The 26,235-nt window shown below is 62.6% G+C and carries 24 protein-coding genes and 1 pseudogene; 10 read left to right on the plus strand and 15 right to left on the minus strand.

All coding sequences use genetic code 11. The annotated features are described in order from the left end of the window. Nucleotides 1-33: 33 nt before the first annotated feature. From J3P84_RS18300 to J3P84_RS18325, 6 genes and pseudogenes are all read right to left on the minus strand, one after another. A pseudogene (locus J3P84_RS18300) lies at nt 34-972 on the minus strand (cache domain-containing protein); the annotation flags it as partial. Between the two features lie 111 nt (nt 973-1,083). After that, nucleotides 1,084-2,400, minus strand: coding sequence for a Na+/H+ antiporter family protein (locus J3P84_RS18305; RefSeq protein WP_434631417.1), 1,317 nt, complete (start codon nt 2,398-2,400; stop codon nt 1,084-1,086). A gap of 243 nt (nt 2,401-2,643) precedes the next feature. Continuing rightward, nucleotides 2,644-3,957, minus strand: a complete 1,314-nt coding sequence (locus tag J3P84_RS18310) for an ATP-binding protein (RefSeq protein ID WP_434624942.1) — start codon at nt 3,955-3,957, stop codon at nt 2,644-2,646. Beyond that, nucleotides 3,954-4,622, minus strand: a complete 669-nt coding sequence (locus J3P84_RS18315; protein WP_305495857.1) for a response regulator transcription factor — start codon at nt 4,620-4,622, stop codon at nt 3,954-3,956. The genes J3P84_RS18310 and J3P84_RS18315 overlap by 4 nt, the downstream gene beginning before the upstream one ends. Beyond that, a complete protein-coding gene (locus J3P84_RS18320) occupies nt 4,622-4,933 on the minus strand; it encodes a PepSY domain-containing protein (RefSeq protein ID WP_434624945.1) in 312 nt (103 codons plus the stop codon). The genes J3P84_RS18315 and J3P84_RS18320 overlap by 1 nt, the downstream gene beginning before the upstream one ends. Continuing rightward, the gene (locus J3P84_RS18325) at nt 4,933-5,241 is read right to left on the minus strand and encodes a PepSY domain-containing protein (protein WP_434569227.1); all 309 of its coding nucleotides are present in this window, start codon (nt 5,239-5,241) and stop codon (nt 4,933-4,935) included. The genes J3P84_RS18320 and J3P84_RS18325 overlap by 1 nt, the downstream gene beginning before the upstream one ends. Before the next feature lie 217 nt (nt 5,242-5,458). On the opposite strand from J3P84_RS18325, the gene J3P84_RS18330 reads away from it, so the two are divergent. From J3P84_RS18330 to J3P84_RS18365, 8 genes are all read left to right on the plus strand, one after another. Further along, nucleotides 5,459-6,538 carry a patatin-like phospholipase family protein gene (locus tag J3P84_RS18330; protein WP_434624947.1) on the plus strand — a complete coding sequence of 360 codons (1,080 nt, stop codon included), beginning with the start codon at nt 5,459-5,461 and terminating at the stop codon, nt 6,536-6,538. 85 nt (nt 6,539-6,623) lie between these two features. Then, nucleotides 6,624-6,911 (plus strand): type II toxin-antitoxin system Phd/YefM family antitoxin, encoded by a 288-nt coding sequence (locus J3P84_RS18335; RefSeq protein ID WP_434624949.1) that lies wholly within the window; start codon nt 6,624-6,626, stop codon nt 6,909-6,911. Beyond that, a complete protein-coding gene (locus J3P84_RS18340) occupies nt 6,901-7,188 on the plus strand; it encodes a type II toxin-antitoxin system RelE family toxin (protein ID WP_434624951.1) in 288 nt (95 codons plus the stop codon). The genes J3P84_RS18335 and J3P84_RS18340 overlap by 11 nt, the downstream gene beginning before the upstream one ends. A gap of 108 nt (nt 7,189-7,296) precedes the next feature. Next, entirely contained in the window at nt 7,297-7,653 is a 357-nt protein-coding gene (gene queD, locus J3P84_RS18345) for a 6-carboxytetrahydropterin synthase QueD (protein ID WP_025212792.1), read from the plus strand. 57 nt (nt 7,654-7,710) lie between these two features. After that, nucleotides 7,711-8,541, plus strand: coding sequence for an alpha/beta fold hydrolase (locus J3P84_RS18350; protein ID WP_434624953.1), 831 nt, complete (start codon nt 7,711-7,713; stop codon nt 8,539-8,541). Nucleotides 8,542-8,818: 277 nt separating this feature from the next. Continuing rightward, on the plus strand, nt 8,819-10,090 hold the full coding sequence (gene codB, locus J3P84_RS18355; protein WP_305495863.1) for a cytosine permease: 1,272 nt from the start codon (nt 8,819-8,821) through the stop codon (nt 10,088-10,090). Between the two features lie 12 nt (nt 10,091-10,102). After that, the gene (gene codA / locus J3P84_RS18360) at nt 10,103-11,350 is read left to right on the plus strand and encodes a cytosine deaminase (protein WP_434624956.1); all 1,248 of its coding nucleotides are present in this window, start codon (nt 10,103-10,105) and stop codon (nt 11,348-11,350) included. A gap of 120 nt (nt 11,351-11,470) precedes the next feature. Beyond that, nucleotides 11,471-13,036 carry a glucan 1,4-alpha-maltotetraohydrolase domain-containing protein gene (locus tag J3P84_RS18365; RefSeq protein ID WP_434624958.1) on the plus strand — a complete coding sequence of 522 codons (1,566 nt, stop codon included), beginning with the start codon at nt 11,471-11,473 and terminating at the stop codon, nt 13,034-13,036. A 52-nt stretch (nt 13,037-13,088) separates the two neighbouring features. On the opposite strand, the gene J3P84_RS18370 is transcribed toward J3P84_RS18365, so the two are convergent. Continuing rightward, nucleotides 13,089-14,081 (minus strand): diaminopimelate epimerase, encoded by a 993-nt coding sequence (locus J3P84_RS18370; protein WP_434624960.1) that lies wholly within the window; start codon nt 14,079-14,081, stop codon nt 13,089-13,091. A 180-nt stretch (nt 14,082-14,261) separates the two neighbouring features. Here J3P84_RS18370 and J3P84_RS18375 point away from each other — a divergent pair, with 180 nt between their 5' ends. Then, nucleotides 14,262-15,413 (plus strand): MFS transporter, encoded by a 1,152-nt coding sequence (locus tag J3P84_RS18375; protein ID WP_305495870.1) that lies wholly within the window; start codon nt 14,262-14,264, stop codon nt 15,411-15,413. A gap of 491 nt (nt 15,414-15,904) precedes the next feature. Here J3P84_RS18375 and J3P84_RS18380 read toward each other — a convergent pair whose 3' ends face one another. The 6 genes from J3P84_RS18380 to J3P84_RS18405 all read right to left on the minus strand — a co-directional run bounded on the left by J3P84_RS18380 (nt 15,905) and on the right by J3P84_RS18405 (nt 22,994). Continuing rightward, complete coding sequence (locus J3P84_RS18380) at nt 15,905-18,343, minus strand: TonB-dependent siderophore receptor (protein WP_434624962.1); 2,439 nt, start codon at nt 18,341-18,343, stop codon at nt 15,905-15,907. A gap of 98 nt (nt 18,344-18,441) precedes the next feature. Beyond that, nucleotides 18,442-19,413, minus strand: coding sequence for a FecR family protein (locus J3P84_RS18385; protein ID WP_434624964.1), 972 nt, complete (start codon nt 19,411-19,413; stop codon nt 18,442-18,444). A 38-nt stretch (nt 19,414-19,451) separates the two neighbouring features. Next, the gene (locus J3P84_RS18390) at nt 19,452-19,952 is read right to left on the minus strand and encodes a sigma-70 family RNA polymerase sigma factor (RefSeq protein ID WP_434624966.1); all 501 of its coding nucleotides are present in this window, start codon (nt 19,950-19,952) and stop codon (nt 19,452-19,454) included. 208 nt (nt 19,953-20,160) lie between these two features. Next, nucleotides 20,161-21,336 carry a hypothetical protein gene (locus J3P84_RS18395; protein WP_434624968.1) on the minus strand — a complete coding sequence of 392 codons (1,176 nt, stop codon included), beginning with the start codon at nt 21,334-21,336 and terminating at the stop codon, nt 20,161-20,163. A 12-nt stretch (nt 21,337-21,348) separates the two neighbouring features. Continuing rightward, entirely contained in the window at nt 21,349-21,771 is a 423-nt protein-coding gene (locus tag J3P84_RS18400; RefSeq protein ID WP_434569238.1) for an HPF/RaiA family ribosome-associated protein, read from the minus strand. Nucleotides 21,772-21,836: 65 nt separating this feature from the next. Continuing rightward, the gene (locus J3P84_RS18405; RefSeq protein ID WP_434624970.1) at nt 21,837-22,994 is read right to left on the minus strand and encodes an MFS transporter; all 1,158 of its coding nucleotides are present in this window, start codon (nt 22,992-22,994) and stop codon (nt 21,837-21,839) included. Between the two features lie 98 nt (nt 22,995-23,092). Here J3P84_RS18405 and J3P84_RS18410 point away from each other — a divergent pair, with 98 nt between their 5' ends. Continuing rightward, entirely contained in the window at nt 23,093-23,857 is a 765-nt protein-coding gene (locus J3P84_RS18410; protein WP_434624972.1) for an AraC family transcriptional regulator, read from the plus strand. A gap of 12 nt (nt 23,858-23,869) precedes the next feature. On the opposite strand, the gene J3P84_RS18415 is transcribed toward J3P84_RS18410, so the two are convergent. Both J3P84_RS18415 and J3P84_RS18420 read right to left on the minus strand, forming a co-directional pair. Further along, a complete protein-coding gene (locus J3P84_RS18415) occupies nt 23,870-24,310 on the minus strand; it encodes a carboxymuconolactone decarboxylase family protein (RefSeq protein ID WP_434569239.1) in 441 nt (146 codons plus the stop codon). Between the two features lie 155 nt (nt 24,311-24,465). Then, nucleotides 24,466-25,908 (minus strand): mechanosensitive ion channel domain-containing protein, encoded by a 1,443-nt coding sequence (locus J3P84_RS18420; protein WP_434624975.1) that lies wholly within the window; start codon nt 25,906-25,908, stop codon nt 24,466-24,468. Nucleotides 25,909-26,235 lie beyond the last annotated feature (327 nt).

Here is a 26,235-nt window from a genome sequence, read left to right on the forward strand (position 1 = left end):
GGTGATCTGCCGCACCAGGCCATGGATCTTGTCGACGAAGCGGTTGAAGGAACCGGCCAGTTGGCCCAGTTCGTCCTGGCTGGTAATCTCCAGGCGCCGGGTCAGGTCGCCCTCGCCCGCCGCGATGTCGTCGAGGTTGTCCTTCATCAGGTGCAGCGGACGCAGGATGGTATTGGCGAGCACCAGGCCCACCACCGCGATCACCAGCAGCACCACGGCGGCGATCCCGACGATACTCAGGATCACGCCCTGCAGGCGATCGTGGACCTTGGCTTCCACCAGCGCCACCTGGCCTTCGATACCGTCGAGGTTGACCGAGCTGCCGACCGCCAGGTCCCACTTGGCCAGATATTCGGTGTAGCCGAGCTTGGGCACCAGGTCCTTGCTCCCGGGCAGCGGCGAGCTGTATTCCAGGTAATGCGTGCCGTCCTTGGCGACTTTCACCAGGTCGCGGTTGACGTAGACACCGTTCGGGTCGCGGTTGTCCTTGAAACTCTTGCCCACGCCGTCGGGGCTGTTGGCCTTGAACAGGCGAATGGTCTCGGAGTCGTAGCCGAAGAAGTAGCCGTCCTTGCCGTAGCTGATGTTCGACAGCAGCTTGATCGCCTGGGCGCGCGCCTCGTTATCGCCAGGCGCGGCGGCATCGTAGAGCGGCTTGATGGCGGTAAGGCCGACCGCGACGTAATTCTGCAGCGTGGCCTTGGCCTCGCTGAGCAGACGTTCGCGGGTTTGCTGGACTTCCTTGCTGGCCTGTTCCTTCAAGATGAACGCCGTGGTCAGGCTGATGATCACCGCGGACAGCAATACCGGCAGGATTGCCAGGGACAGGACTTTAGCCTTCAGGCTCAGGCGCATGCTGTTCACTCTTGTTGGTTTTATGGCGTGGTTAACTGGGTTAACGGCAGCGCACGATAAAACTGTAGGACAAGGTGGACAGTCGGTTGGCAGGGTCGGTGGACTCAAGGGTCCCATCGCGAGCAGGCTCGCTCCCGCAGGGTTTGGTGGTGTCCACAACTGCTGTGTTCACACCGATCCCCTGTGGGAGCGAGCCTGCTCGCGAAGAAGACAACCCGGTCTCTGAAGCTACAACACCATCGCCGCCACCCAACCAAACGCCAGCAATGGCAGGTTGTAGTGGAGGAAGGTCGGGACCACGGTGTCCCAGATGTGGTGATGCTGGCCGTCGATGTTCAGGCCGGAGGTCGGGCCGAGTGTCGAATCCGAAGCAGGCGAGCCGGCATCGCCCAGGGCGCCGGCGGTGCCGACGATGCAGACGATCGCCAGCGGGCTGAAGCCCAGTTGCAGGCACAGCGGCACAAAAATGGTCGCCAGGATCGGCACCGTGGAAAACGACGAGCCGATCCCCATCGTCACCAGCAGCCCGACCAGCAACATCAACAGCGCACCGATGCCCTTGTTGTGGCCGATCCAGGCCGCCGAGGTTTCCACCAGGCTTTGCACCTCACCGGTGGCCTTCATCACTTCGGCGAAGCCCGAGGCGGCGATCATGATGAAGCCGATCATCGCCATCATCTTCATGCCTTCGGTGAACAGGTCGTCCGTCTCGCGCCAGCGCACCACGCCCGACACCGAGAAAATCAGGAAACCGGCCAGGGCGCCGATGATCATCGAATCGAGCAGGAGCTGGATGGCGAATGCCGCCGCGATTGCCAACCCGGCGACCAACAGGCTGAGCGGGTTGTAGCGCACGGCCACCTGCTCGGCCCTGGCGATCTTTTTCAGATCGTAGACGCGTTTCTTCCGATAGCTGATAAACGACAGCACCAGCCCGAACACCATGCCCAGCGCCGGGATGCCCATCGCATGGGTGACGTTGATGCCACTGACATCGACACCGCTGCGGGCGATGTTGGCGAGCAGGATTTCGTTGAGGAAGATATTGCCGAAGCCCACCGGCAGGAACATGTAGGGGGTGATCAGGCCGAAAGTCATGACGCAAGCGATCAGCCGACGGTCCAGTTGCAGCTTGGTCAGCACATAAAGCAGTGGCGGCACCAGCAGCGGAATGAAGGCGATATGGATCGGCAGGATATTCTGCGAGGCCACCGCGACCGTACCCAGCAGGCCGATAAGCAGCCATTTGACGCCCGTGCCGCCGGCGGTGTCCTGGCGGTCGACCATGGCCAGGACCTTGTCGGCCAAGGCATGGGCCATGCCGGATTTGGCGATCGCGACCGCAAAGGCGCCCAGCAGAGCGTAGGACAACGCCACCGTCGCGCCGCCGCCAAGGCCCGCATTGAAGGCCTTGAGCGTTGCCTCGATCCCCAGGCCACCTACCAAGCCACCCACCAGCGCGCCGATAATCAGCGCGATCACCACATGCACGCGGGACAGGCTGAGTACCAGCATGACGCCAACCGCGGCAATTACTGCATTTATCATCGTTACCTCAAAGCACAGCGATGGAAAGCCACCGGACAAAAAGGTCGCGACTTTGCAGCAAGCGGCGGCAAGCTGCAAGGGTCATGCGGCGGGATTTGCAGTCACTCGCAGCGTTTGAGTCCACCACATTGCCCCTGTGGGAGCGAGCTTGCTCGCGATAGCGTCGGGTCAGTTACGAAAGTGTCGACTGACAAGCCGCTATCGCGAGCGAGCTCGCTCCCACAGGGGTTCGTGCGGATTTCAGCGCTTGGGCAGCTCAATCATTACTTTCAACCCGCCCCACTCGCTGTCGCCCAACGCTAATGTCCCGCCCCAGGTGTCGACGATGTCGCGCACGATGCCCAGCCCCAGGCCATGGCCATCGGTCTGCTCATCCAGGCGCGTGCCGCGGCTGAAGACCTGGTCGCGGCGATCCGGCGGGATGCCGGGGCCATCGTCTTCCACCGCCAGGTGGAAACCCACGAGCGTCTCGCTCACGGTCAGGCGCACTTCGGCGTCGGCCCATTTGCAAGCGTTGTCCAGCAGGTTGCCCAGCAGTTCCAGCAGGTCTTCGCGATCCCAGGGCAGGTGCAAGCCGGGCGGCGCGACATAAGCCAGGTGCAGATGCTCGCCGTGGATCATGTTCAGCGTCGCCAACAAACCCGGCAGTTCGGTGTCGCAATCCAGGTGCGCGCCGGGCAAGGCATCGCCGGACAGGCGGGCACGGTTGAGTTCGCGGTTCAGGCGCTGGCGAACCTGCTCGAGTTGATCCAGCAGCAACTTGCGCAACTCGGGATAAGGGTCGAGCTTCTCGTTCGACGCCAGGCTTTGCAGCACCGCCAGAGGTGTCTTCAAGGCATGGCCAAGGTTGCCCAGGGCGTTGCGCGAACGCTTGAGGCTGTCTTCGGTATGGGCCAGCAAATGGTTGATCTGCGCCACCAGCGGCTCCAGTTCCCTGGGCACTTGTTCGTCAAGTTGCGAACGCTGGCCGCGTTGCAGCTGGGCAATCTGCTCCCGGGCCTTCTCCAACGGCCGCAAGGCGCGCTGCACCGTGAGCCGCTGCAACAGCAGGATCAGCAGCAACCCCGCCAAGCCGAGGCCGAGGCCGACCTGCTGCATCCGCAGGAAACTGTCGCGCACCGGCGTGTAGTCCTGCGCCACGCTGATGGAAATCGCCTGGCCCAGGCGTCGGTAGTCCGTGCGCAGCACTAGCAGTTTCTGGCCTTCGGGGCCCAGTTGCAGGTTGCTGTGCAGCCCCGGATGGTCGAGCCGCGGCAGTTCCTGGTCCCAGAGGGAACGGGAGCGCCAATGCTCGTCGGCAAAATCGATGCGGAAATAATGCCCGGAGAATGGCCGCAGGTAAGCCGGCGACAAGCGTCGCTCGTCCAGTTGCAACCCTTGCGGGCCACGGACCAGGGCCACCAGCAGGTTCTCGCTGTCATTGCGCAACCCCGCTTCGAGGTAGCGCTGCAAACCCAACTCGAACAACCACAGGCTGGTCTGCGCGAGGACCAGGCCGACCACCACCATCACACCGATCAGGCCCAGGCTCAGGCGCCGCTGGATGGATCTCACTGCGCCTGTCCGCCGAACAGGTAGCCCTGGCCGCGACGGGTTTCGATCACGCTGCGTCCGAGCTTGCGCCGCAGGTGATTGACGTGGACTTCCAGCACATTCGAATCGCGCTCGGTTTCACCATCATAGAGGTGCTCGGCGAGGTGGCTTTTGGAAAGGATTTGCTCGGGGTGGAGCATGAAATAGCGCAGCAGCCTGAATTCGGCGGCGGTCAGCTGGATCTCGGCGCCGTCGCGAATCACGCATTGCCGGCCTTCGTCCAGGTGCAACCCCGCCGCTTGCAGCGTCGGCTGGTTGACCTGGCCGTGGGAGCGTCGCAACAGCGCCTGGATGCGCAGGTGCAGTTCTTCAGGGTGAAAGGGTTTGGTCAGGTAATCATCGGCCCCGGCCTTGAGTCCTTCGATGCGCTCGGCCCAGGAGCCACGCGCGGTGAGGATCAGTACCGGGGTGGTCAAGCCGCCAGCGCGCCATTGCGCCAGCACCTCGAGCCCCGGCACTCCTGGCAGCCCAAGGTCGAGAATGATCAGGTCGTAGGGCTCGCTGCTGCCCTGATACACCGCGTCGCGCCCGTCGGCGAGCCAATCGACCGCGTAGCCCTGCCGGGCGAGCCCGGCCATCAGTTCGTCGGCCAGGGGAACATGGTCTTCCACCAGTAGCAGGCGCATCAGTCTTCCTTATCTTTGAGTAAACGGCCGGTCGCGGCCTCGAGGTCCAGTTCGCGCACGACGCCGTCGGTGTCCAGCAGCTCGACTTCGTAGATGTAGACGCCGTGCTTTTCTTCCAGCTCGGCTTCCAGTAACTTGGCGCCGGGATGGCGATCCAGGGCCTGTTGCAGCAGGTGTTCCAAGGGCAGGATCACGCCCTGCTGACGCAGTTGCAGGGCCTCGTCCTGGTCCAGGTCGCGGGCCACGGCCACCGAACAACACACCAGCAGCGCCAGCGCCCAACGATTGCGGGCGCGCAGATTAAGCTTCATTACGTATCCTGATGATTCTTGAGCACCTCGCCAGTGACGGCGTCGAGTTCCAGATCCCACTCGATGCCCTTGGCATCACGCAGATCCACTTTGTAGCGGTACTTGCCGTATTCCTCTTCCAGCTCGGTATCGGTCACCGTGGCGCCAGTGTGTTTGGCCAGGGCAGCGGCGTTGAGCTGATCAAAAGGCAGGATGGTACCAGCGTCCAGTAATTTTTGGGCTTCAGTGGCATCGAGATCCCTGGCTTGAGCCGGACCTGTACCGATGACCATGAGCGCCGCGATGAAAAAGGCAGTGAGGCGGTTCACGGGTTATCTCCTTTTTATAATCTTCAGCGGGGAACTGTATCGGGACGAACTTAACTGAAACTGAATTGCCATCATTGAATCCAGGTCAATTTTGCTCGCGCCAGCGTCAGGTCAGTCATCAAAACTGACAACTGACACAGCGTCATCGCGAGCAAGCTCGCTCCCACAGGGTTTCTGTGTCGCTATAATCAGCCGCTTGCACGTATTCGAGACCGGTATGACCGCCATTCACATCAAGTTCCCCGCGCTGACTCTGAAGGCCGGCCCTCGCGCCTTCAAGCGCATCCGCCAGGCAGGCCTTCAGGCCGCCGATGTCGGCATCCTGCCGGGTGCCGCCGGAGGGCCGAAAGCCTTGGGTATCCAAGGGCTGGACCTGGCGCTGTTCGGCGAATGGCTGCCCGCCGCGCCGCGGGAGCGCTCGCTGATCGGTGCATCGGTCGGCTCCTGGCGCTTCGCCAGCGCCTGTCTGCCGGACGCCGCCGAGGGCATTCGCCGCCTGGGCATCCTGTACAACGAGCAGAGCTTCGCCAAAGGCGTGACCATGGCCGGGGTCAGCCAGAGCTCGCAGCGCATGCTCGACGACCTGCTTGAAGGACGCGACCTGACGATCCTCGACAATCCGCATTACCGGCTCAACATCATGGTAGTCCAGAGTCATGGCCTGTTGGCGCAGGACCATCGCGGCCGGCTGGGCCTGGGGCTGTCCTCGGTGATCGCCGACAACCTGCGCGGCCGGGCGCGGCTGTCGCGGCATTTCGAAAGGCTGATCATCCACGACCCGCGCCTGGCTCCCCCGCTCCATCCGTTGACGGACTTCCCCTCGCGCTTCGTGCCGCTGGAGGCCGGCAACCTGCGCCAGGCACTGCTGGCGTCGGGCTCGATCCCGATGATCATGGAAGGCGTGCGCGACCTGCCCGGCGCCGGCGCGGGCACCTACCGCGATGGCGGCCTGCTGGACTACCACCTTGACCTGCCCTATAGCGGCGAGGGCATCGTGCTCTATCCGCACTTCACCGATCGGGTCATTCCCGGCTGGTTCGACAAAGGCCTGCCATGGCGCCGAGGCGATACCTCGCGCTTGCAGGATGTGCTGCTGCTGGCGCCGTCCCGCGAATACCTGGCTCGCCTGCCCTACGGCAAACTGCCGGACCGCAACGACTTCAAGCGTTTCATGGGCGATGACCCGGCCCGCCGCAAATACTGGCGAACCGCAATGGACGAAAGCCGCCGGCTCGGCGACGAGTTCCTCGAACTGACCGCCAACGGTGGGCTGGGAGAGCGTTTGCTGACCCTTTAGTCAGCACGCCCGCGGGCCCGGATGGAGTGCTTGCCTGAACGCGCAAAAAAAGACCAAAATAAAGCACTTTTAAAGGAGCCTGGTCATGCAAATCGTCTTGGCTGATGTGGCTGTCAGCGTATCGGAACTGAAGAAAAATCCGTCCGCGGTCCTGAGTGGCGCGAACGGCTCACCTGTGGCAGTGCTGAACCATAACCGCGTGATGGGCTACATGGTACCGGCGGAGGTCTACGAAGCGATGATAGAGCGCCTGGACGAGTTGGAGCTGGCCCAAGTAGTCAAAGCGCGGATCGAGGCCAACGAATCGCGGGTACGCATATCGCTCGATGACCTTATTGGCGAGGCTGAAGCTGATATCGCCAATGGGCGTTGAATATGATGTCCAATGGGATCCGAAGGCCCTGAAAGAGCTGCGAAAACTGGACGGTGCGGTCCGTCTGCAGCTTTTGAAAAAACTCCAAGAGCGACAAGGGCACCCTCGCGTACCGGGTGATGCTCTTCACGGGATGAAGGATTGTTACAAGATCAAGTTACGCGGGGCTGGGTATCGACTCGTGTATCGCATAGAGGAGGAGCGGATCGTCATTCTGGTAATAGCGGTTGGCAAGCGAGAGCGCAGCGGCGTCTACGCTTCAGCCAAGACCCGGTAGGACAGCCAGGTTTGCTGACCCTTTAGTCAGCACGCTCGCGCAACGCGGGGATCAAACTGATAAACTGCGCCGCCTGCCTCGCGACCGTCCATTTAAAGAGCCAAATCTGTGGAAATCTTCAAAGAGTTCACCTTCGAATCCGCCCACCGCCTGCCCCACGTACCGGAAGGCCACAAGTGCGGACGCCTGCATGGTCACTCGTTCAAGGTGGCGATCCACCTCAGCGGCGACATCGACCCGCACACCGGCTGGATTCGCGACTTCTCGGAAATCAAGGCGATTTTCAAGCCGCTCTACGAGCGCCTGGACCACAACTACCTCAACGACATCCCCGGTCTGGAAAACCCCACCAGCGAAGTCCTGGCCAAGTGGATCTGGAACGAGTTGAAGCCGCTGCTGCCGGAACTCAGCGCCATCCGCATCCACGAGACCTGCACCAGCGGCTGCATCTACCACGGCGAATGAACCTGGCGGCCTTTGTGTCTATCCTCCTTGGTTCGGATCTACCAAGAGGACACCATCATGACCCACTGGCCGCTGGATCAGGTATACGACTTCAACGGGCACTCCATCCGCTACGCCATTCACGGCGACGGCCCGCCGTTGCTGTTTGTCCATGGCACGCCGTTCTCCTCTTATGTATGGCACCGGATCGCCCCGCTGTTTTTCGCCACGCACAAGGTTCATTACTTCGACCTGTTGGGTTATGGCCAGTCCGCGCAACCCGATGCAGACGTGTCCCTCGGCGTTCAGAACCGGCTGCTTGCCCGACTGCTGGAGCATTGGAAGCTGGATTGCCCGGACGTCATCGCCCATGACTTTGGCGGCGCCACGGCCCTGCGCACCCATCTGCTCGATGGCAAGGATTACCGCAGCCTGACCCTGATCGACCCGGTAGCCTTGTCGCCTTGGGGCTCCGCGTTCGTGCAACACGTACGCCAGCACGAAGCGGCGTTCAGCGGCCTGCCCGACTACATCCAGCGGGCCATCGTGCCGACCTATATCCGTGGCGCGATCAAGCGCTGCATTACCGATGAAGAGCTCTCCCCGTACGTCCAGCCCTGGCTCGGCGAAACCGGCCAGGCCGCGCTCTACCGGCAGATTGCGCAGATGGACGAGCGTTACACCGACGAGGTCCAGGACCTTTATCCGAAGGTACGCTGCCCAACGCAGATCCTTTGGGGCGAGGATGACCAGTGGATCCCCATCGAGCGCGGCCGGGCGTTGCACAAGATGATCCCGGGGGCGCTGTTCCATCCTGTACCGAATGCCGGGCATCTGGTCCAGGAGGACGCGCCGGAAGCGATCGTCGCGGCGGTGATGCGGTTCTTGCCGTCGCACTCGCCTGCCTGAGGGCCCCCCTACAACCTTTTGTGGGAGCGAGCCTGCTCGCGAAAGCGTCCGATCAGTCACATAGTCATCGACTGATCTACCGCATTCGCGAGCAGGCTCGCTCCCACAAGGTACTTCTGGGTAACACGATCCGTGTTCCAACTTGATCCACTCCCTGCACCGCTTTTGCTCCTCGAAGCCCACCCGACCCACCCGTTGGCTATAAATAACCGGCAATCACTCGTTTGGCACGGCCGCTGCACGCTTGCGGCATTCCCTCCTCTGCAAGGACCGCCACATGACTCAGAACGATCCCGGTAACGACTACCCCTTGAGCGAAGTCCCGATGCACGCCCGCAAGGGCCTCGCCTCCACGGCCATGGTGCTGCTGGGTTTCACTTTTTTCACCGCGACCATGTTTGCCGGCGGCAAGTTGGGCGTGGCGTTCGGTTTCGCCGAGATGCTCGGCGTGATTGTCATCGGCAACCTGCTGCTGGGGCTGTACGCGGCCAGCCTGGGTTACATCGCCTTCAAGAGCGGGCTCAATTCAGTGTTGATGGGCCGCTTCTGTTTTGGCGAGGTGGGCAGCAAGCTCAGCGACTTGATCCTGGGCTTCACCCAGATCGGCTGGTACGCCTGGGGCACGGCCACTGCGGCGGTGGTGCTGGGCAAGTATTTCGAATTGAGCCAGGGCACCGTTCTGGGGTTGATGGTGCTGTTCGGGCTGGGCTTCTGCGCCACGGCCTACATCGGCTATCGCGGGCTGGAAATCCTCTCGTACGTCGCCGTCCCGGCGATGATGCTGTTGCTGATCCTCTCGATGTGGGTTGCCACGCAGCAGGTCGGTGGCCTCGATGGCCTGCTCGCGGTAGTGCCCACCGGCAGCCTCGACTGGTCGACCGCGATCACGCTGGTGTTCGGCACGTTCGTCAGCGGCGCCACCCAGGCGACCAACTGGACGCGCTTTTCCCGTTCGGCAAAGGTCGCGGTGCTGGCCAGCCTGATCGGTTTTTTTCTCGGCAATGGCCTGATGGTGCTGATCGGCGCCTACGGAGCCATCGTCTACCAGCAGCCCGATGTGGTCGAAGTCTTGCTGCTGCAAGGTTTCGCCATGGCGGCGATGGCGATGCTTCTGCTCAACATCTGGAGCACCCAGGACAACACGATCTACAACTTTGCCGTGGCCGGCTGCAACCTGCTGCGCACCCGCCGACGCAAGACCGTCACACTGGCCGGCGCGGTGATCGGCACGCTGCTGGCGCTGCTGGGCATGTACGATTTGCTGGTGCCGTACCTGATCCTGCTCGGCACCGTGATCCCACCGATTGGCGGGGTGATCATGGCCGACTTCTTCTTCCGCTGGCGTGGTCGCTATCCGCGCCTGGCCGCGGCGCAACTGCCGGCCTTCAACTGGCCCGGGCTGTGTGCTTACGGCGTCGGCACGGTGGCCGCCTTCAATTCACCCTGGGTCGCGCCGCTGGTAGGAATCGCCACCGGCGCGCTAACGTATGTGCTATTGATCGGCGTGATGGGTATTCGCACCGCTGACGCGCCTCTACAAGACCTATAAAGGACTCGCTTGATGCACATCATCAACGCCCGCCTGCGCAACCGCGAAGGCTTGCATGAACTGCACCTGGAAAACGGCCTGATCGCCAGCATCGCCCGCCAGACCGAGGCCCCCAGCCTGGGCCCCGAAGACCTCGACGCCGGCGGCAACCTGGTGGTGCCGCCCTTCGTCGAGCCGCACATTCACCTGGACGCCACCCTGACTGCCGGCGAACCGCGCTGGAACATGAGCGGTACGCTGTTCGAAGGTATCGAGTGCTGGGGCGAACGCAAGGCCACCATCACCCACGAAGACACCAAAACCCGCGCCAGGAAGACGCTCCAGGCCCTCGCCGCCCATGGTATCCAGCATGTGCGCACCCACGTCGACGTGACCGACCCGACGCTCACCGCGCTCAAGGCAATGCTGGAAGTGCGCGAGGAAAGCCGTCATCTGGTCGACATGCAGATCGTCGCGTTTCCCCAGGAGGGCATCGAGTCCTACCGCAGCGGTCGCGAACTGATGGAAGAAGCCATCCGCATGGGCGCCGACGTGGTGGGCGGCATTCCGCATTTCGAGTACACCCGCGATCAAGGCGTCAGCTCGGTGAAATTCCTCATGGACCTGGCCGAGCGCACCGGTTGCCTGGTGGATGTGCATTGCGACGAAACCGACGACCCGCACTCGCGCTTCCTCGAGGTACTCGCCGAAGAGGCCCGCAGCCGCGACATGGGCGCCCGGGTCACCGCCAGCCACACCACGGCCATGGGCTCCTACGACAACGCCTACTGCGCCAAGCTGTTCCGCCTGCTCGGGCACTCGGGCATCAGCTTTGTATCGTGCCCCACCGAAAGCATTCACCTGCAAGGACGCTTCGACAACTTCCCCAAACGCCGTGGCGTCACCCGGGTCAATGAACTGCTCGAAGCCGGGATGAACGTCTGCTTCGGCCAGGACTCGATCGTCGACCCGTGGTATCCGTTGGGCAATGGCAACATCCTGCGCGTGCTCGAAGCCGGGCTGCACATCTGCCATATGCTCGGCTACCGCAACCTGCAAAGCGCTTTGGACCTGGTCACTGACAACAGCGCCAAGGCCATGGCCCTGGGCGAACGTTACGGACTGGAACCCGGACGCCCGGCGAACCTGCTGATCCTCTCGGCCGACAGCGACTACGAAGTGATCCGCAGCCAGGGCCTGCCGCTTTACTCGATTCGCAATGGTGAAGTGTTGATGAAGCGGCAGATGCCGGTGGTGGAGTTTCCCCCCCGGGCAGGTTGACGTAGCGGAACCAACGGCAACGACTCCAAGAAAAAAACCATCGACCTGTCAGGTCTGACAGGTGACCGCGCTCCGAGCCCGCCTCAAAGTGATCATCACCGATCACTTGAGGAAACGGCCATGAAAAGGACGTCACTGCCGGGCTTGCTGCTGGGCATTGTTTTAGCTTTGCCAGCGATGGCTGCAACCGATGCCGTGCGTAATGGCAGCGCAGAGGAAATCCTGCTGCAAGGCTTTCACTGGAACTCCAGCCGCAACACGGAAAAGTGGTACCCGGTGCTCTCGCGCATGGCCAACACGATTGGCGCCGACGGCTTTACCGCCATCTGGATGCCACCGCCATGGGCGGATCAATCAAGTTGGAACAACGGGACCGTTTCGGGGGGCGGCGAAGGTTACTTCTGGCACAGCTTCGAGAAGGACGGCCGCTACGGTACCGACGCACAGCTGCGTCAGGCAGCGGCCGCGCTGAACAAGGCCGGGGTCAAGGTCATCTACGACGTGGTGCCCAATCACATGGCTGAACGAGACGGCCCTTCGATGTTTGTTCGAGGCAGCGGGGAGTGGCGGCAGGACTGCCGCCCTGCATGCGATGAAGGCGACGCATTCGACGAGGGCGACCCGGATCTGAATACCGGCAACCAGCGAGTAGCTGAAACCTTCAAGAATGAGTTCATCAACCTGCGCGACAACTACGGCGCGCAAGGCCTGCGCTTCGACTTCGTCCGGGGTTACGCTCCCGAAACGGTGGATAAGTGGATGGAGGCCTTCGGCAGCCAACAGTTCTGTGTCGGCGAAAACTGGAAAAGCCCTAACGAGTATCCACCGAGTGACTGGCGGCACGGCGCAAGTTGGCAGGAAGTATTAAAAGACTGGTCGGATCGCTCACACTGCCCGGTGTTCGACTTCGCGCTCAAGGAGCGCATGCAGAACGGTCCGATCGCCGAATGGCGCCATGGCCTGAACGGCAATCCAGACCCGGCCTGGCGCCGAATCGCAGTCACCTTCGTCGATAACCACGACACCGGTTACTCACCCGGCGCCTATGGCGGCCAACATCACTGGCCGGTCGCCGATGCGTTGATCAACCAGGCCTACGCTTACATTCTCAGCAGCCCCGGTACGCCGACCGTGTATTGGGCTCACATGTACGACTGGCAACGGGATGAGCTGATTCGTCGGCTGATCAAATTGCGCAAGGACGCGGGTATTCGCGCCGACTCGCCAATCCGCTTCCACCCCAATTACTCGGGATTGGTGGCGACTACCAGCGGCAGCCGAAAAGCCCTGGTAATCGCCCTGCAGTCGGATCTCCAGCAGTTGCCTCAAGGTATGCAGGCAGCGGCACTGGAGTGGGACAACGGCGCCATCCGCATCTGGAGCATCCCTGCCGAACCGCCGCAGGTTTCGGTCAGCTTTCATTGCGACAACCCAGGCGCTCAGCACGGCGAAAGCGTTTACGCCGTTGGGTCGTCCCTGGAATTGGGGGCGTGGGATCCTCGCCACGCCGTGCCGCTGGAGGGCTCCAATAATCGCCGGAGCAGCGTTATCCAACTGCCTGCGCAGCAACAAGTGGAATGGAAGTGCATGGTTCGCCGCCAGGACTCTGCGGAGATTCGTTGGCAGCCAGGGCCGAACGTTTCATTCACCAGTGACACGGCCTACGAGACGACCGGGCGACTTTAAGCAGTACAGCAAAGTGGGACGAGGTTGCACCGGCCTTTACCGCCATCGACGCCTAACGCATGGCGCTGGCCGTGCCAAACAGGCTGACCCGTACCAACTCACCCTCCCGCTCTTGCAACAGGATTGGCGCAGTACCGCCGGGCATCATGACGCTCACCGTCCCGGCCTGCACCCAGCCCACCCACCACGCGGCACACGCGACGGCGCAAGCGCTGGTGCCGGAGGACGCGGTTGGGCCTTCGCCCCGCTCGAACACCCGGGCGGCGATTTGTCCGTCGGCGGCGCGCCAGGCCCATTGCAGGTTGACGCCCGCCGGACAAGGTATCCCCGCCCCGCCAGGCGCTGCGTAGGCAATGTTAGTCAGGCTTTGCGCCAGCGCCTCGGCGCGCATCTGCGCAAGACCTGGCAACGCCTCCACGTCATCCACCAGCGTTACGCAATGAGGATTGCCGATGCGCACGAATTGGCTGTTGCCCCACGCCGGACTCAAGCCATGCAGCGCAGGCACCCGGCTTACCGCGCATTGGTTGAAGGTCACCTCTGCCACGCCTTGAGCGCCCACGGCAGCGGGCCCGAACAGCGGTGTCCCCAGGTCCAGCCAGAAGCCTGGGACGCCGCCCAATTCAGCGGCGCGAACCGATGTCCGCAGCGGTGAGATACCATCGGGTTTGTCGTGGTGAACCTGCAGTACGCAATCGTCATCGCCCACCAGCAACCCTCGCTCTTGCAGAGCCAGGGAAAAAATCGTCAGGCCATTGCCGCTACGCTCGGCCAGCGTCCCGTCGGTATTGACGATCAGCAGGTCGAAGGGCGGCGTGTCCTGGAACGGGCCGACCAGCAGCCCATCACTGCGATGGGCTTTGGCATCCGGCGGCGCCTCCCCCGGCGCCCAGGCGCAGAAGGCCTGCACGGCGACGCAGGCCCAGGATTGGCGTAACAAGGCCGCCTCGGCGGCGGACGACGGCAGGCCGATGCCCTGGGCGCGCACCTGCTGCGGTGAGACGACTCCGTAGAGGTTGCCGCGTGCGTTGTAGAACTGCGTCATGCATCAGGTCCGAACAGGCCAGGAAGAACCGTTACTTTATGCCGGCAAGCCCGGCAGGAGCAAAGCCTGCTCCAGACGGGAACATCGGGTCGGCACCTTGGGGTCGCGGTGCGGTCAGTGGATATGCAAGCATAGGCCCCTGCCTGCATCACCGCACCGCACCAAAGCCAAGGACGTTTCATGACTGCCATCACGCCCCCACCCACTTTTGTTCCCGGACGCCTGGAACAGATGTCCACCCGCATCGCCTATCTCATTGCTGGAATCGGTATTGCCGCCTGGGCGCCGCTGGTGCCTTATGCCAAGGCGCGGGCGAACCTGGATGAAGGGACCCTCGGCTTGCTGCTGTTATGCCTTGGGGTCGGGTCGATCCTGGCGATGCCGATCTCCGGTGCGCTGGCGACGCGGTTCGGCTGCCGTCGGGTACTCAGTGGCGGTACGATTCTGATCTGCCTGGCGTTGCCGCTGCTGGCGTCGATGAGCTCCTTGCCCTGGTTGGTGGCGGCATTGTTCGTGTTTGGCGCCGGGCTCGGCACCGTCGATTCGACCGTGAACCTGCAAGCGGTGATCGTCGAGCGCGCCAGCGGCAAGACCATGATGTCGGGTTTCCACGGCATGTTCAGCCTCGGCGGAATCATCGGCGCGGCCGGCGTGAGCGCCCTGCTCGGCCTCGGGCTTTCGCCGCTGGCGGCAACCCTGGTGGTCAACGCGGTCTTGCTGGTGGCGTTGTTCAAGGCCGCACCGCACCTGTTGCCCTACGGCAGTGAAAGCTCGGGACCGGCGTTTGCCATTCCGCATGGCGTGGTGCTGTTCATCGGCATCCTCTGCTTTATCGTGTTCCTGGCCGAAGGCGCGGTACTGGACTGGAGCGCGGTGTTCCTGACCACCGAGCGTGCGGTGGATACCGCCTACGCCGGGTTGGGTTATGCCGCGTTTGCGCTGACCATGACCGTCGGCCGGTTGACAGGCGATTCGGTGGTGCATCGCCTGGGTGCCAAGCGCGTGATCATCTACGGCGGCTCGATCGCCGCAGCGGGGTTCTTCCTGGCGACCCTCGCACCGATGTGGCAAGCGGCGCTGCTGGGGTATGCGCTGGTCGGCGCCGGGTGTTCGAACATCGTGCCAGTGCTGTACACCGCGGTCGGCAAACAGACCCTGATGCCCGAAGCCATCGCCGTGCCGGCCATCACCACGATCGGTTATGCCGGCATCCTCGCGGGGCCGGCACTGATCGGCTTTGTCGCTCATGGCAGCAGCCTGGCCATTGCGTTCGGATTGATTGCGCTGTCGCTGGTGGCGGTGGCGGGCAGCGGGAAAGTGTTGAAGGTCTAAGCCCTGCAGATTCCCCGTGGCGAGGGAGCTTGCTCCCGCTCGGCTGCGAAGCAGTCGTAACCCGGCGGACGCGGAGTACCTGATGCTCCGCGTTCGACAGGTTTTGGGGCCGCTTCGCGACCCAGCGGGAGCAAGCTCCCTCGCCACGGGAATGTATTTGAGCCTTGGGACTGCGTTTCAGGCCGCTGGGTATTTGCTCAAAACCCCACGCTCGCCTGCACGAAAAACGTACGCGGTGCGCCGACGTAGATACGCCCGTTGGGCGGTGGTTGCGGGAAAGTGTTAAGAGTCTAAGCCCTGCAGATTCCCCGTGGCGAGGGAGCTTGCTCCCGCTCGGCTGCGAAGCAGTCGTAACCCGGCGGACGCGGAGTACCTGATGCTCCGCGTTCGACAGGTTTTGGGGCCGCTTCGCGACCCAGCGGGAGCAAGCTCCCTCGCCACGGGATTGTATTTGAGCCTTGGGACTGAGTTTCAGGCCGCTGGGTACTTGATCAAAACCCCACGCTCGCCTGCACGAAAAACGTACGCGGCGCGCCGACGTAGATACCCGAGTTGTTGTCGCTGGAACGCGTGTAGTACTGATGGTCGAACAGGTTTTTCACCCCCGCGCCGAGTTTCAGGTTCGACAGCTGCGAGCCGAAATCATAGCCGCCCCGAACGTTCCAGAGCATATAGCCCGGCATGTCGCCGTACTGCCCATCGGCGGTGCCGTCGGTGATGTAGTTATCGCTGAAACTGCCATCGGGGTTCACGCTGTTGCCCGGTGAACGTTGCCCGGACTGGGCAAAGCCATCGAGGTTGTAAGTCCAGCGATTGACTTCGTAGCGCAGGCCCACGGTGGCAATCTGGCGCGAATAGAACGGCAGGTCACGACCCTTGAAGCTCGGGATGTCCCCTTCATAGGTGGCCCGGGTATAGGTGAAACCAGCGCTGGCGGTCAGGCCGTCGAGGCGCGGGTCCAACGCGGCCATGTCGTAGTGCACCGACGCTTCCAGCCCCTGATGCTTGGTGGCGCCCATGTTGGTCCAGCCCACATCGTTGCTGATGTATTGCAACTCATCGTCGAAGTCGATGTAGAACAGCGTCACTTCGCCGCCCCACACGTCATCGTTGTAGCGCGTACCGACCTCGTAGGTCTTGGCCTTTTCCGGGCTCAGGCCATTGGCGGTGTTGTTGCCGTCGCCGCCCTGGCCGAGTTGAAAATACTGCAGGCTGCCGAACGAGGTCTCGTAGTTGGCGAACAATTTCCAGGCGTCGGACAGGTGGTACATCACGCTCAAGGCCGGCAACGGTTCGTTGCTGTCGATGCTGCGGCGCTTTTCCTGCACCGGGCGGCCGGCGGTGTCGAGCACCGGGCGGTCGTGCCATTCGGTGCTGATGCTTTCGAAGCGGATGCCCGGAGTGATGGTCCACTTGCCCACGTCGATCTTGTCGTCGATGTAGACCGCATGGGCTTCGGTACCACCGGTCCGGTCCTGATAGACGTGACCGTCGGCGCCCGGACGCACCACCGGTTCGTTGTTGCGCAGCGCCAGGCGGCTGGCCTCCTCGTGCATGCCTTCCTTGAGGTAGCGATAACCGACACTGGCCTCCTGGGTGGTCGGCCCCAGGTCGAACACATGGGACACCCGCGGCTCGATGCCAAAGGTGTAATAGCTACGCGGGTAGGACACCAGGTTGCGCTGGTCCCGCGAGGCGATGGTGCTGCCGCGGAAGCTGTCGGAGTAATAGGTCAACACTTCGGCCTGGGTGCGCTCGCCGATTTCGCGGATCCACTTGAACGACACGTCCTTGCGGCGGCCGCTGAAACTGTCCCAGTCGCGATCGGACTGGTACGGGTCGGCGTCGTATTGTGCCTGGGTCAGGCCGCCGGGCATGTCGGCCTCGGCGTCGTAGTAGTGGAAGTTCAGCGAGAAATCATCGACGTCGGTCGGTGCCCAGTGGGTCTTGAGGATCACGTCGTCGATGTCGTTATCGTTGTTGCTCTTGCGATATCCGTTGCCGTTGATGCCCGAATACAGCAGCGCCACGCCCAGCCCGTTATCGGCGGTACCGCCCAGGAACGCCGTATCGATGTGCTTCCAGCCGCCGTGCTTGGAGGTCTCCAGGGTGCTGCCGATTTCCCCGGTGGCTTTTTCCGGGATGGCACGGGTCACGAAGTTGATCACGCCGCCGACGTTCTGCGGTCCGTAGCGCACCGAGCCGGCACCGCGTACCACGTCGATGCTGTCCAGGTTGCCCGACGAGATCGGTGCCATGGACAGTTGCGGCTGGCCGTACGGCGCGAAGGCCGCCGGTACGCCGTCAATCAGTACCGTGGAGCGCGGCGACAGGCGCGAGGTCAGGCCGCGCACGCCGACGTTCAGGGCGATGTCGCTGCCACCGGTGCCGTTGGCGTCTTGCACCTGCACGCCCGGGACCCGCCGCAAGACATCGCCGACGTTCATGGCGCCCTGCTCGACCATCGCTTCGCGGCGGATCACCGTCCGCGCGCCGGCGTGGTTCTGTACCACTTCGGCGTTGGCGTCGCCAAGCCAGTCGCCGACCACTTGGATCTCGGTGGCGCCCAACTCCAGTGGGCCATCGGTAGACGTCGAAGGAGCCGGCAGTACAGTCACCGAGCCGTCATCGATCTGGTATTGCAAACCGCTGCCCTTGAGCAATTGACCCAGGGCCACCTCGGGAGACAGGTTGCCCTGCACCGCCGGGGCCTGTTTGCCGGCCACCAGCTCCGCGCTGAAAAACACCTGCAACGAGGTCTGCTGGCCAAGCTGGCTCAGCGCCTGGCCCAAGGGTTGCGCCTGGATGTGGATCGCCGTGACGGTCTGGTCGGCAAAAGCTTCGGGCAACGCGGCGCTGACCGCCAGGGTCAGCGCCAGCGGTAGCCAACGGGTGGCGGTACGTTTGTTGTTCTTGGCGGAAGTTTTCACGTCGAACCTTGTCCTGTCGAATCGCAAGAATACGCGTCTGTTAATGCAAACCAGTTGCAGTTGGACAAGAAGACGAAGAACTCGAAAAAAACCTGAATCTATTTCGCAATTATTTCCTGGCTGCCGTCGTCAAGTGTGCGCACGGCCACCGGCAGGATGTTCGGCAAGGCCTTGAGCAGCGCCTCGGGATTGTCCGAACGAAACACACTGGTCAGGCGCAGGTTGCCCACCGCGGCACTGGCAACCCGCAGGGGCCTGGCGCGATAACGGGAGACCTCCTCGGCGACTTCACTCAACGGCGCGTTGTTGAACACCAGCTTGCCGTTGCGCCACGCGGTGAGTTCATCGGCGTTGATCGGGTACGGTGACGCGACCTTGCCTTGAGCATCGATCCGGGTACCCAGGCCGGCCGTGAGATTGATGGGGAAATCACGCCCTTGGACCTTGACGCTACCCTCCTCCACCGCCACCCGGGTGCTGCCGGCATCGCGGCGCACGTCGAAGCGCGTCCCGGTCACCGTCACCTGGCCGTTGCCCGCGTCAACGGTGAACGGGCGCGCGGCATCATGCTCGACCCTGAACAGCGCCTCCCCCTCGACCAGCTCTACCCGACGTTGGCGATGTTCGAAGACAACACGCACATGGCTGCGGCTGTTGAGGTCGATCAGCGAGCCATCCGGCAGCGCGACATGTCGACGCTCACCGAGGGCAGTGGCGAATTCGCTGCGGTAATCGCTCGACGCACCCAGGCCACTGAACAGCCCCAGCCCGACCGCCACCGCCACCAATCCGGCGGCCACCGCATAGCGCAGCAAAGGCCTGCGTCTCGGGCGTTCGGCAGGCCGCTCGCACAGCGCTTGCAAGCGCTCCATGGACAGCAGGTCCGTTGCGCTCCAGATCCCTTGCAGCAATTGAATTTCATCGCGGTGGTTGGGGTGTTCGCCCAGCCAGGCCTCGAAACGCTGACGCTCGTCGAGGCTCATGACCGGGTCCTGCAGACGCACGAACCATTGCGCCGCCTCGTCGCGAACCCTGCTCTGCCCGCACGGGCAGTCACGGCTATCCATCATGGAAGGGTCCTGTGGCTCGGGTGGAAAAGGACGACCGCTCATTGATCCGGTCCGTCGAGGCGATCACGCAGATGGCGCAGGGTGCGGATCATATACTTTTCCACCATGTTTTTTGACAGGCCCAGGCGCTCGGCGATTTCCGCCTGGGTCAGGCCTTCGATCTTCTGCCAGACAAACACCGTGCGGCAATGGGCCGGCAGCTCGGCAAGCGCCCGTTCGATGGAGTCCGCCAGCTGGATCGCGTGCATGTAGTGCTCCGGGTCGCCCGCAAACGAATAACCAGGGTCAAGCGCCGCTTCCTCCATGGCGCCCCGTCGATCTTCACGCCGATAGCCGTCCACTGCAATATTGCGCGCTGTCTGGTGCAGATAGGCACGTGGCTGCTCGACCTGCGCCGAATCGGACTCGAGCACGCGCACGAAGGCGTCGTGGGCCAGGTCCTCGGCCTGCTCGCGGTTGCGCAGGCGGCGGGTCCAGGTGCCGATCAACTCTTCGTAATACTCGAAAAAGCCGGGTCTGCGAGGCAGCTTGGGAATCATCGCGGCGTGCTGTGGGGACGGGGCACGAATAGTAATCGTTCTTATTAATTGGAAGCAAACGCCGTCCGACCGCCTGGGCAGAAAAAATACAATGTGGGAGCGAGCTTGCTCGCGATGGCGGTATATCAGTCAACATTTATGTTGAAGGTCAGTCCGCTATCGCGAGCAAGCTCGCTCCCACAGGGTTCGACACTGCCTCTGGGATTGCCTAGAACCGGCACACCGCCGCCGCCCCCGTATCGGTCGGCATGACATGCTCAGGCGGCACGACGATGACCTCGCCGCCCTGCCGGGTCACGGCCAGGATCAATTCGTCCAGCACGTCAGGCGCCTGTTCATCGCCGGTCTCGTCAATGATCAAGCGGCCCTTGTCTGCGTCGAGCTGGCCGGGCACCTGGCGCTCCGCCTCCACCAGCAACAGCGCAATGCGGCTTTCCCAAGCGGCCTTGGCGATCTCGGCGAGGTTGTCCAGCGCCCGTCCCTGGCCGACCGCGACGCCATAACGATTGAGGCTGTCGACGACCCGATCCGAATGGCTGTGGGCCATGACCTTGGAGCACTGGACGCGCAACTCCTCCACGCTCAACCTCGAAGGGTCCCCATCGATGCCCTGGGCCAACAACTGCGAGTTATGGCTGACCGCGCGAAACACCGCCTGGTTTTCCGGCAGGGCCACGAGGATCATCGGCAAGCCCGAAGGCTGCGAGTAATGTTCCAGGATGGCTTTGTCTACGGCGCGAAAAAAACGCTCGCGGTCGAGGTTGATTTCGTCCTGCTTACCGCCGCCGGCGGATTCATGCATCATCGGATCGCCGCGCTCACTGCTGCGGCTGAAGCCGTTGGGAAAACCCTGCTGGTCACCTGAAGTCAGTTCATCGCCGAGCGCCTCGTTCTGGTTGCGCGGCACCTCGTCGGCCAGCTCGACTTTTTCCAGTTGTTGGGAGGAGCCCTCGTACAACCACACCTCGTTACGGGTCAGGCACAGCACCTGATAACGTTCGGTCGACTGGACCAGACGCAACAATGGCTTCAGATAAGGATGGCTGTTGGCGAATGCGCATTGCGGCAGGCGCTGGTTCACCGCGATGACCTTGAAGTAGTCACGGGCGCCGAATACGGCGATGCCGTCCCGATTGGAGTTCCAGAAATCCTGGTCGTCCACCAGCGCATGAAAAGGCTCAAGCAACGGCGCGCAATCGACGCCCGGATGCTGTTGTTCCAGTTGCGTCTGCAGTTCGCGCACCAGGTTCTTGTAGCGGATCGGGTCCTGGCTGCGTTCGGGGAATGTACGGTGGGTAGGCATATACAACGAAAGGCTCGGCTGTTCGTCGAATGCCAGAAGCTCGGCCAATACCTGCCGGCTGAAGGGTTGATGAGCGGTCATGATCGTCTCCTTTTATTCTTTGCCACGAGCCTCTTGGTTTGCGAGGAAGTCTTCCTCCAGCATGGCGTCCACCAATTCCGGTGGCGCTTCATCCACCGGAGCGGTCACGCGCCCCATGGATTCGACGGCGGGGTTGAGCTTGCCAACCTGATGATCGAGCGCATGCAGCATTTTCTCGGCGGCGCCCTCGACCGCCAGCTCCAGGCTTTCGGCCTTGTGGCTTACGGAGATGGCCGCAACGCCTTGCAGGCGCGCCTCGATCTGGCAGCGTTTGTCAGCGGCGCCGCCCTTCTGGGCGTTCTCGTCGCTGACGTGGATTTCAACCCGGGCCAACTGGTCTTCGAAACGCTGTAGCGCGTCCACCACCGTACTGCCGACCCACTCCTGCAATCGGACACTGCCTTCGATATGGTTGCTGTTGACTTGAACTTGCATGATCGACTCCTCTGACAAAGGCGGCTTTGGGCCGCCTATTGTGGGTAGAAGAAATGTGATCGGGCTTAGTTCCCGGCACGGGATGACTGGCGTTTGGCACGCAGCAACTGGCGCACCGTCAAGCCCACCGCCAGCGTGCCGCAAAGGATCAAGGTCCAGCCCAGCGCCTGGAACCAGGCGGCGAGCATCAGCGCAGCGCCGATCAGCACGTAGTAGAACAGGCCGAACAGCGCGCCGGCCGTGCCCAGGCAATCCTTGTAATGTACGAGCGCCGCACCCAGGACGTTGGGGATCGCCATGCCGAACGCCAGCACTACCAGCAACATCGGTGCGACAAAGCTGCCGCTGTCGAGCAGGCCTTGCACGCCCGAACCGCCCACCAGCAGGACAATCGCCGCCAGGGCCGACAATTGATTGCCGTCGAATCCGCGTGCCAGCAGGCGTTTGTTGAGCCAGGCGCCCAAGCCTGAACCCAACGCCAGAACTACTCCGCTGTAACCGAACATGGCGGGACTCAAGCCGAGCCGTTCGAACTGGAACGGTGCGAGGTTGTAGTAGCTGAACAGCGCCACGTTGAACGCAGCCACCAGCCATGCCGAACGCCAGATGGCCGGGTCCACCAGCATGCGCCAGAGGATTTTCAACAGCGGCGGTGGAGGCAGTCGGACCGGCAAGGTTTCGGGCAAGGCACACACGCACCACAGCAGCAGGATCAACGACAGCAGCAAAAGTGCGCCGAGTACGCCTTGATACCCGAAGAGCTCCACCAGGCCCGCGCCGCTGAACAGACCGATAGCCGGACTGGCCGCCAATGCGATACCGATGATCGAGAAGACCTGGCCCAGTTCGGCGCCTTGGAAGCGGTCACGCAAAACCGTTTGGGTCACTACCGAACCGACTGCGGCGCCGAACGCGGCCAAGGCCTGAAAGGCCAGCAACGCGTCAAAGCTTGAGGCGTTCAAACCGAGCACGGTCGCAGCCCCGTACAACGCGAGGCCGGCCAGCATGACGGGCCGACGGCCCGCGCGATCGCAGAGGCGCCCCCATACCACCACTCCGAGAGCGAACCCCAGGAAAAACACCGAAAGCGTCTGCGCCGCCATTTGGGCGCTGACGGCAAAGGCCTGGCTGATGTCTGCCAATGCAGGGCTGTAAAGGGTCTGGGCGATCTGGGGAAACATGACCAGGGCGATCGCCAGATGAAGCAGGGGACGGGATGTCATGGAAAGTGCTCGCTGAAAGAATGGCGAGCAGTCTATAAACGCTATGGCTGTCGTATTATCCAAGGCCTGACAATAAATCGCTGAAATCGGACAAACTCATGGCTTGGCTCGACGCTCACGCCCGCTTCGACCCCGATCGCCATCACGCGCCGGTCGTTGGCATCGCCGCAACGCTGGGTCATCACGATTCTGGCTTGCACGCTCACCGGCGTGGGCAATTGCTGTTCACCTTTCACGGCTGCACGCGCATCACCTTGCAACGGCAACTTTGCCTGCTGCCCCCCTCACGAGCGGCCTGGATTCCACCGGGCACGCCGCATCGCGCAGTGATGCAACAGAGCGTGGAGTATCGATCAATCTACCTGACGCCGGCTTTGTGCGCCGATCTACCTTCGCAAGTGCGCATCATCGAGGTTTCGCCACTGCTGCGCGCCGTACTTGAACCGATCGCCCACGCTGCGTTTGACAGCGACTGGATGCAGGGCCGCAACGCGCATCTGCTGGGCCTGTGCGTGGAGGAAATCCGCCAGGCGGCACCACAGCCGATGCTGCTGCCGCTGCCTCAAGACAAGCGCCTGGCGCCGCTGCTCAAGACTCTGGAACAACTGCCACCGGCGCTGGCTGTGCTGGAGCAGCAGATCGGCGCGAGTGGCCGGACCATCGGGCGAATCCTGCAACGGGAAACCGGCATGAGCTATCAGCAGTGGCGTCAGCAATGGCGCTTGATGCGCGCCATTGAACTGCTCGCCACTGGCCGCAGCCTGAGCTATTGCGCTTTCGAACTGGGCTTTGCCAGCGACAGCGCCTTTATCGCTTTCTTCAAGCTCATGACCGGTCTCACGCCCAAGAACTACCTGAGGTAAGCAGGGCTCGAATCAAACCTCGGGCATTTTCCGAAAGCCCACTGCCAGCCGATTCCAGCCGTTGATGGCATTGATCGCCACGGTCAGATCGACCATCTCCTTGGGCGTGAAATGCTCGCTCAGCAGCGCGTAGTCCGCGTCTGGCGCATGGGTCTCGCTCAGGCGTGTCAGCGCTTCGGTCCAGGCCAACGCGGCGCGTTCACGGCCGGTAAAGAACGGTGCTTCGCGCCAGGCGGTCACCGCGTACAGGCGCCGCTCGGTCTCGCCGTCCTTGCGCGCATCGGCGGTGTGCATGTCGATGCAGAATGCGCAGCCGTTGATCTGCGAGGAACGCAGCTTGACCAACTCCAGCAGGGACTTTTCCAGGCCCAGTTTCGACACCGTGTTTTCCAGCGTCAGCATGGCTTTGTAGGCGTCGGGGGAAGCGGTGTAGAAATCGATACGCGGTTGCATGGTGAACTCCTGAAACAATTTGGTGTGGCGCTACGTTAGCCCTGCCCTGGCGCTGGACAAATAGCCAATTGTTGGGAAGTTCGGGTGGCCAATGGTCCGGAAATCAAAGAATACTTTCGTGGCGAGGGAGCTTGCTCCCTCGCCACAAGTACTACTCAGGCCCGGCTGCGCAACCACTGCAGAAAACGCTTCTTGGCCACCGGCTTGGGCACGTCGCGAGTCAGGTTCTGGGCCAGGTGCATGCGCACGTCCAGCAGGTTCTTCATCGCGTCGTTGATATCGCGACGGGCTTCGAGGCAGGGCTTGAGGTAGCTGTTCTCGATGCGATACAGCGTGCAGAAGGTCTTGGCAGAGAAGTTCGCCAGTGCGGCCTGTTCGGCGACGATTCCGGCTTCGCCGATAACTTCCCCCGGTCCCATGCGCCCGCCCTCCAGCGGCTGGCCTTTACGCATGAGCGTCACGCTGACCACCCCGGACTCGATGATGAACAGATGATCGCTGACCTCCCCGGCCGCCAGGATCACGTCGCCGGCGCGGAAGGTTTGCAAGGTCATGTTCTGGCTGAAGGTGTCTTTTTCATCCTGGCGCAGGGTCGAGAAAATGTTCGAGCTCTCCAGCAATGCCCGGGGCCGCGACACCACGGCGGGAGCCGCACTTTCACTAGTGGACAGCAGGCTCACGCCGGACGCCTGCAAATGCCGGAACGCCAGGTCGAACAACTGGTTGCGCACCCCGCGCTTCTGGCCCATCGAGGCAACGAACCCACTGATCTCGTATTCCGCCCCGCCACTGCCGGTGCTTTTCAGCGCCACGCAGGGCTCCGGGCTCGACAGCAACGCACGGCAGCCGACCATCGCCCGCTCCAGTGCGTCGATTACCGTTTGCGGCCGTGCGTGAGGGCTCACCTGGATGCTGATCGACAAGCCATGGACATCGCTGGGTCGGCTGAAATTGATGATCTTGGCCTTTGCCGCCAGCGAGTTGGGGATCACCGCCATGCTCCCTTGGGAGGTCTGCAGCCGTGTAGCCCGCCAATCGATGTCGGTGACCCGGCCTTCGGTGCCGTCGATGGAAATCCAGTCATCGACCTGATAGGGCTTTGTGGTATTGAGCACGATGCCGGAGAAAACATCGCTGAGGGTGCTCTGCAACGCCAGGCCGACGATGATTGCCATCGCGCCGGACGTCGCCAGCACGCCTTTGACAGGCAGGTCGAGCACGTAAGCCAACGCGGCGATCACCGCGACCAGGAAAATCACCGCACCGAGCAGGTCCTGCAATAGCCGCCCGGTATGGCCGACCCGTTGCATCATCACCGCACCGATCATCACCGTCAGAGTGCGCGCGGCGAACAACCACCAGCCAATCTGCAAGCCGGTCGCCGCGAGGTGCCGGGGCACGTCGTCGACCCACTGGGCTTTTTCCATGGGATTGAGGCCTTCGTTGAACAGCAGCACGCTGAACAACGAAAAGATCAGCAGCCGTACACCGATTTTCCAGTAGGTCCGGTCGGCGCTGACAAGCCGCCACAACACCAGATCGAGCACAAGCAGTGCCAGGGCACAGAGCAGCGGGTGGTCGGTGAACAGAGACAGCATCGGGACAGCTCCAGGAAGGCCATTGGCGAAGATTGGCACAGAATGAACACGCTGTAGAGGTCACCCCACGACAAATCCCAGGCACGCCCCAGCCCCCCTGTGGGAGCGAGCCTGCTCGCGAAGAGGCCAGTCCAATCGACAACTTTTTCGACTGTGATACCGCATTCGCGAGCAGGCTCGCTTGTATGGTAGGACTTGAAGGGAGGAGGAGGGACTAGGCTCGATTCTGACTGTTAGCCGCAGTACAGACCGTGGGAGATTTCACCCCTCCTCCTTTCACCCAAGCGCCGATAAAGAATGCATCTGGCCTAGACCGACGATAGGAAC

The sequence above is a fragment of the Pseudomonas sp. Z1-29 genome (genome assembly GCF_051131995.1).
In the GTDB taxonomy this organism is placed as follows: Bacteria; Pseudomonadota; Gammaproteobacteria; order Pseudomonadales; family Pseudomonadaceae; genus Aquipseudomonas.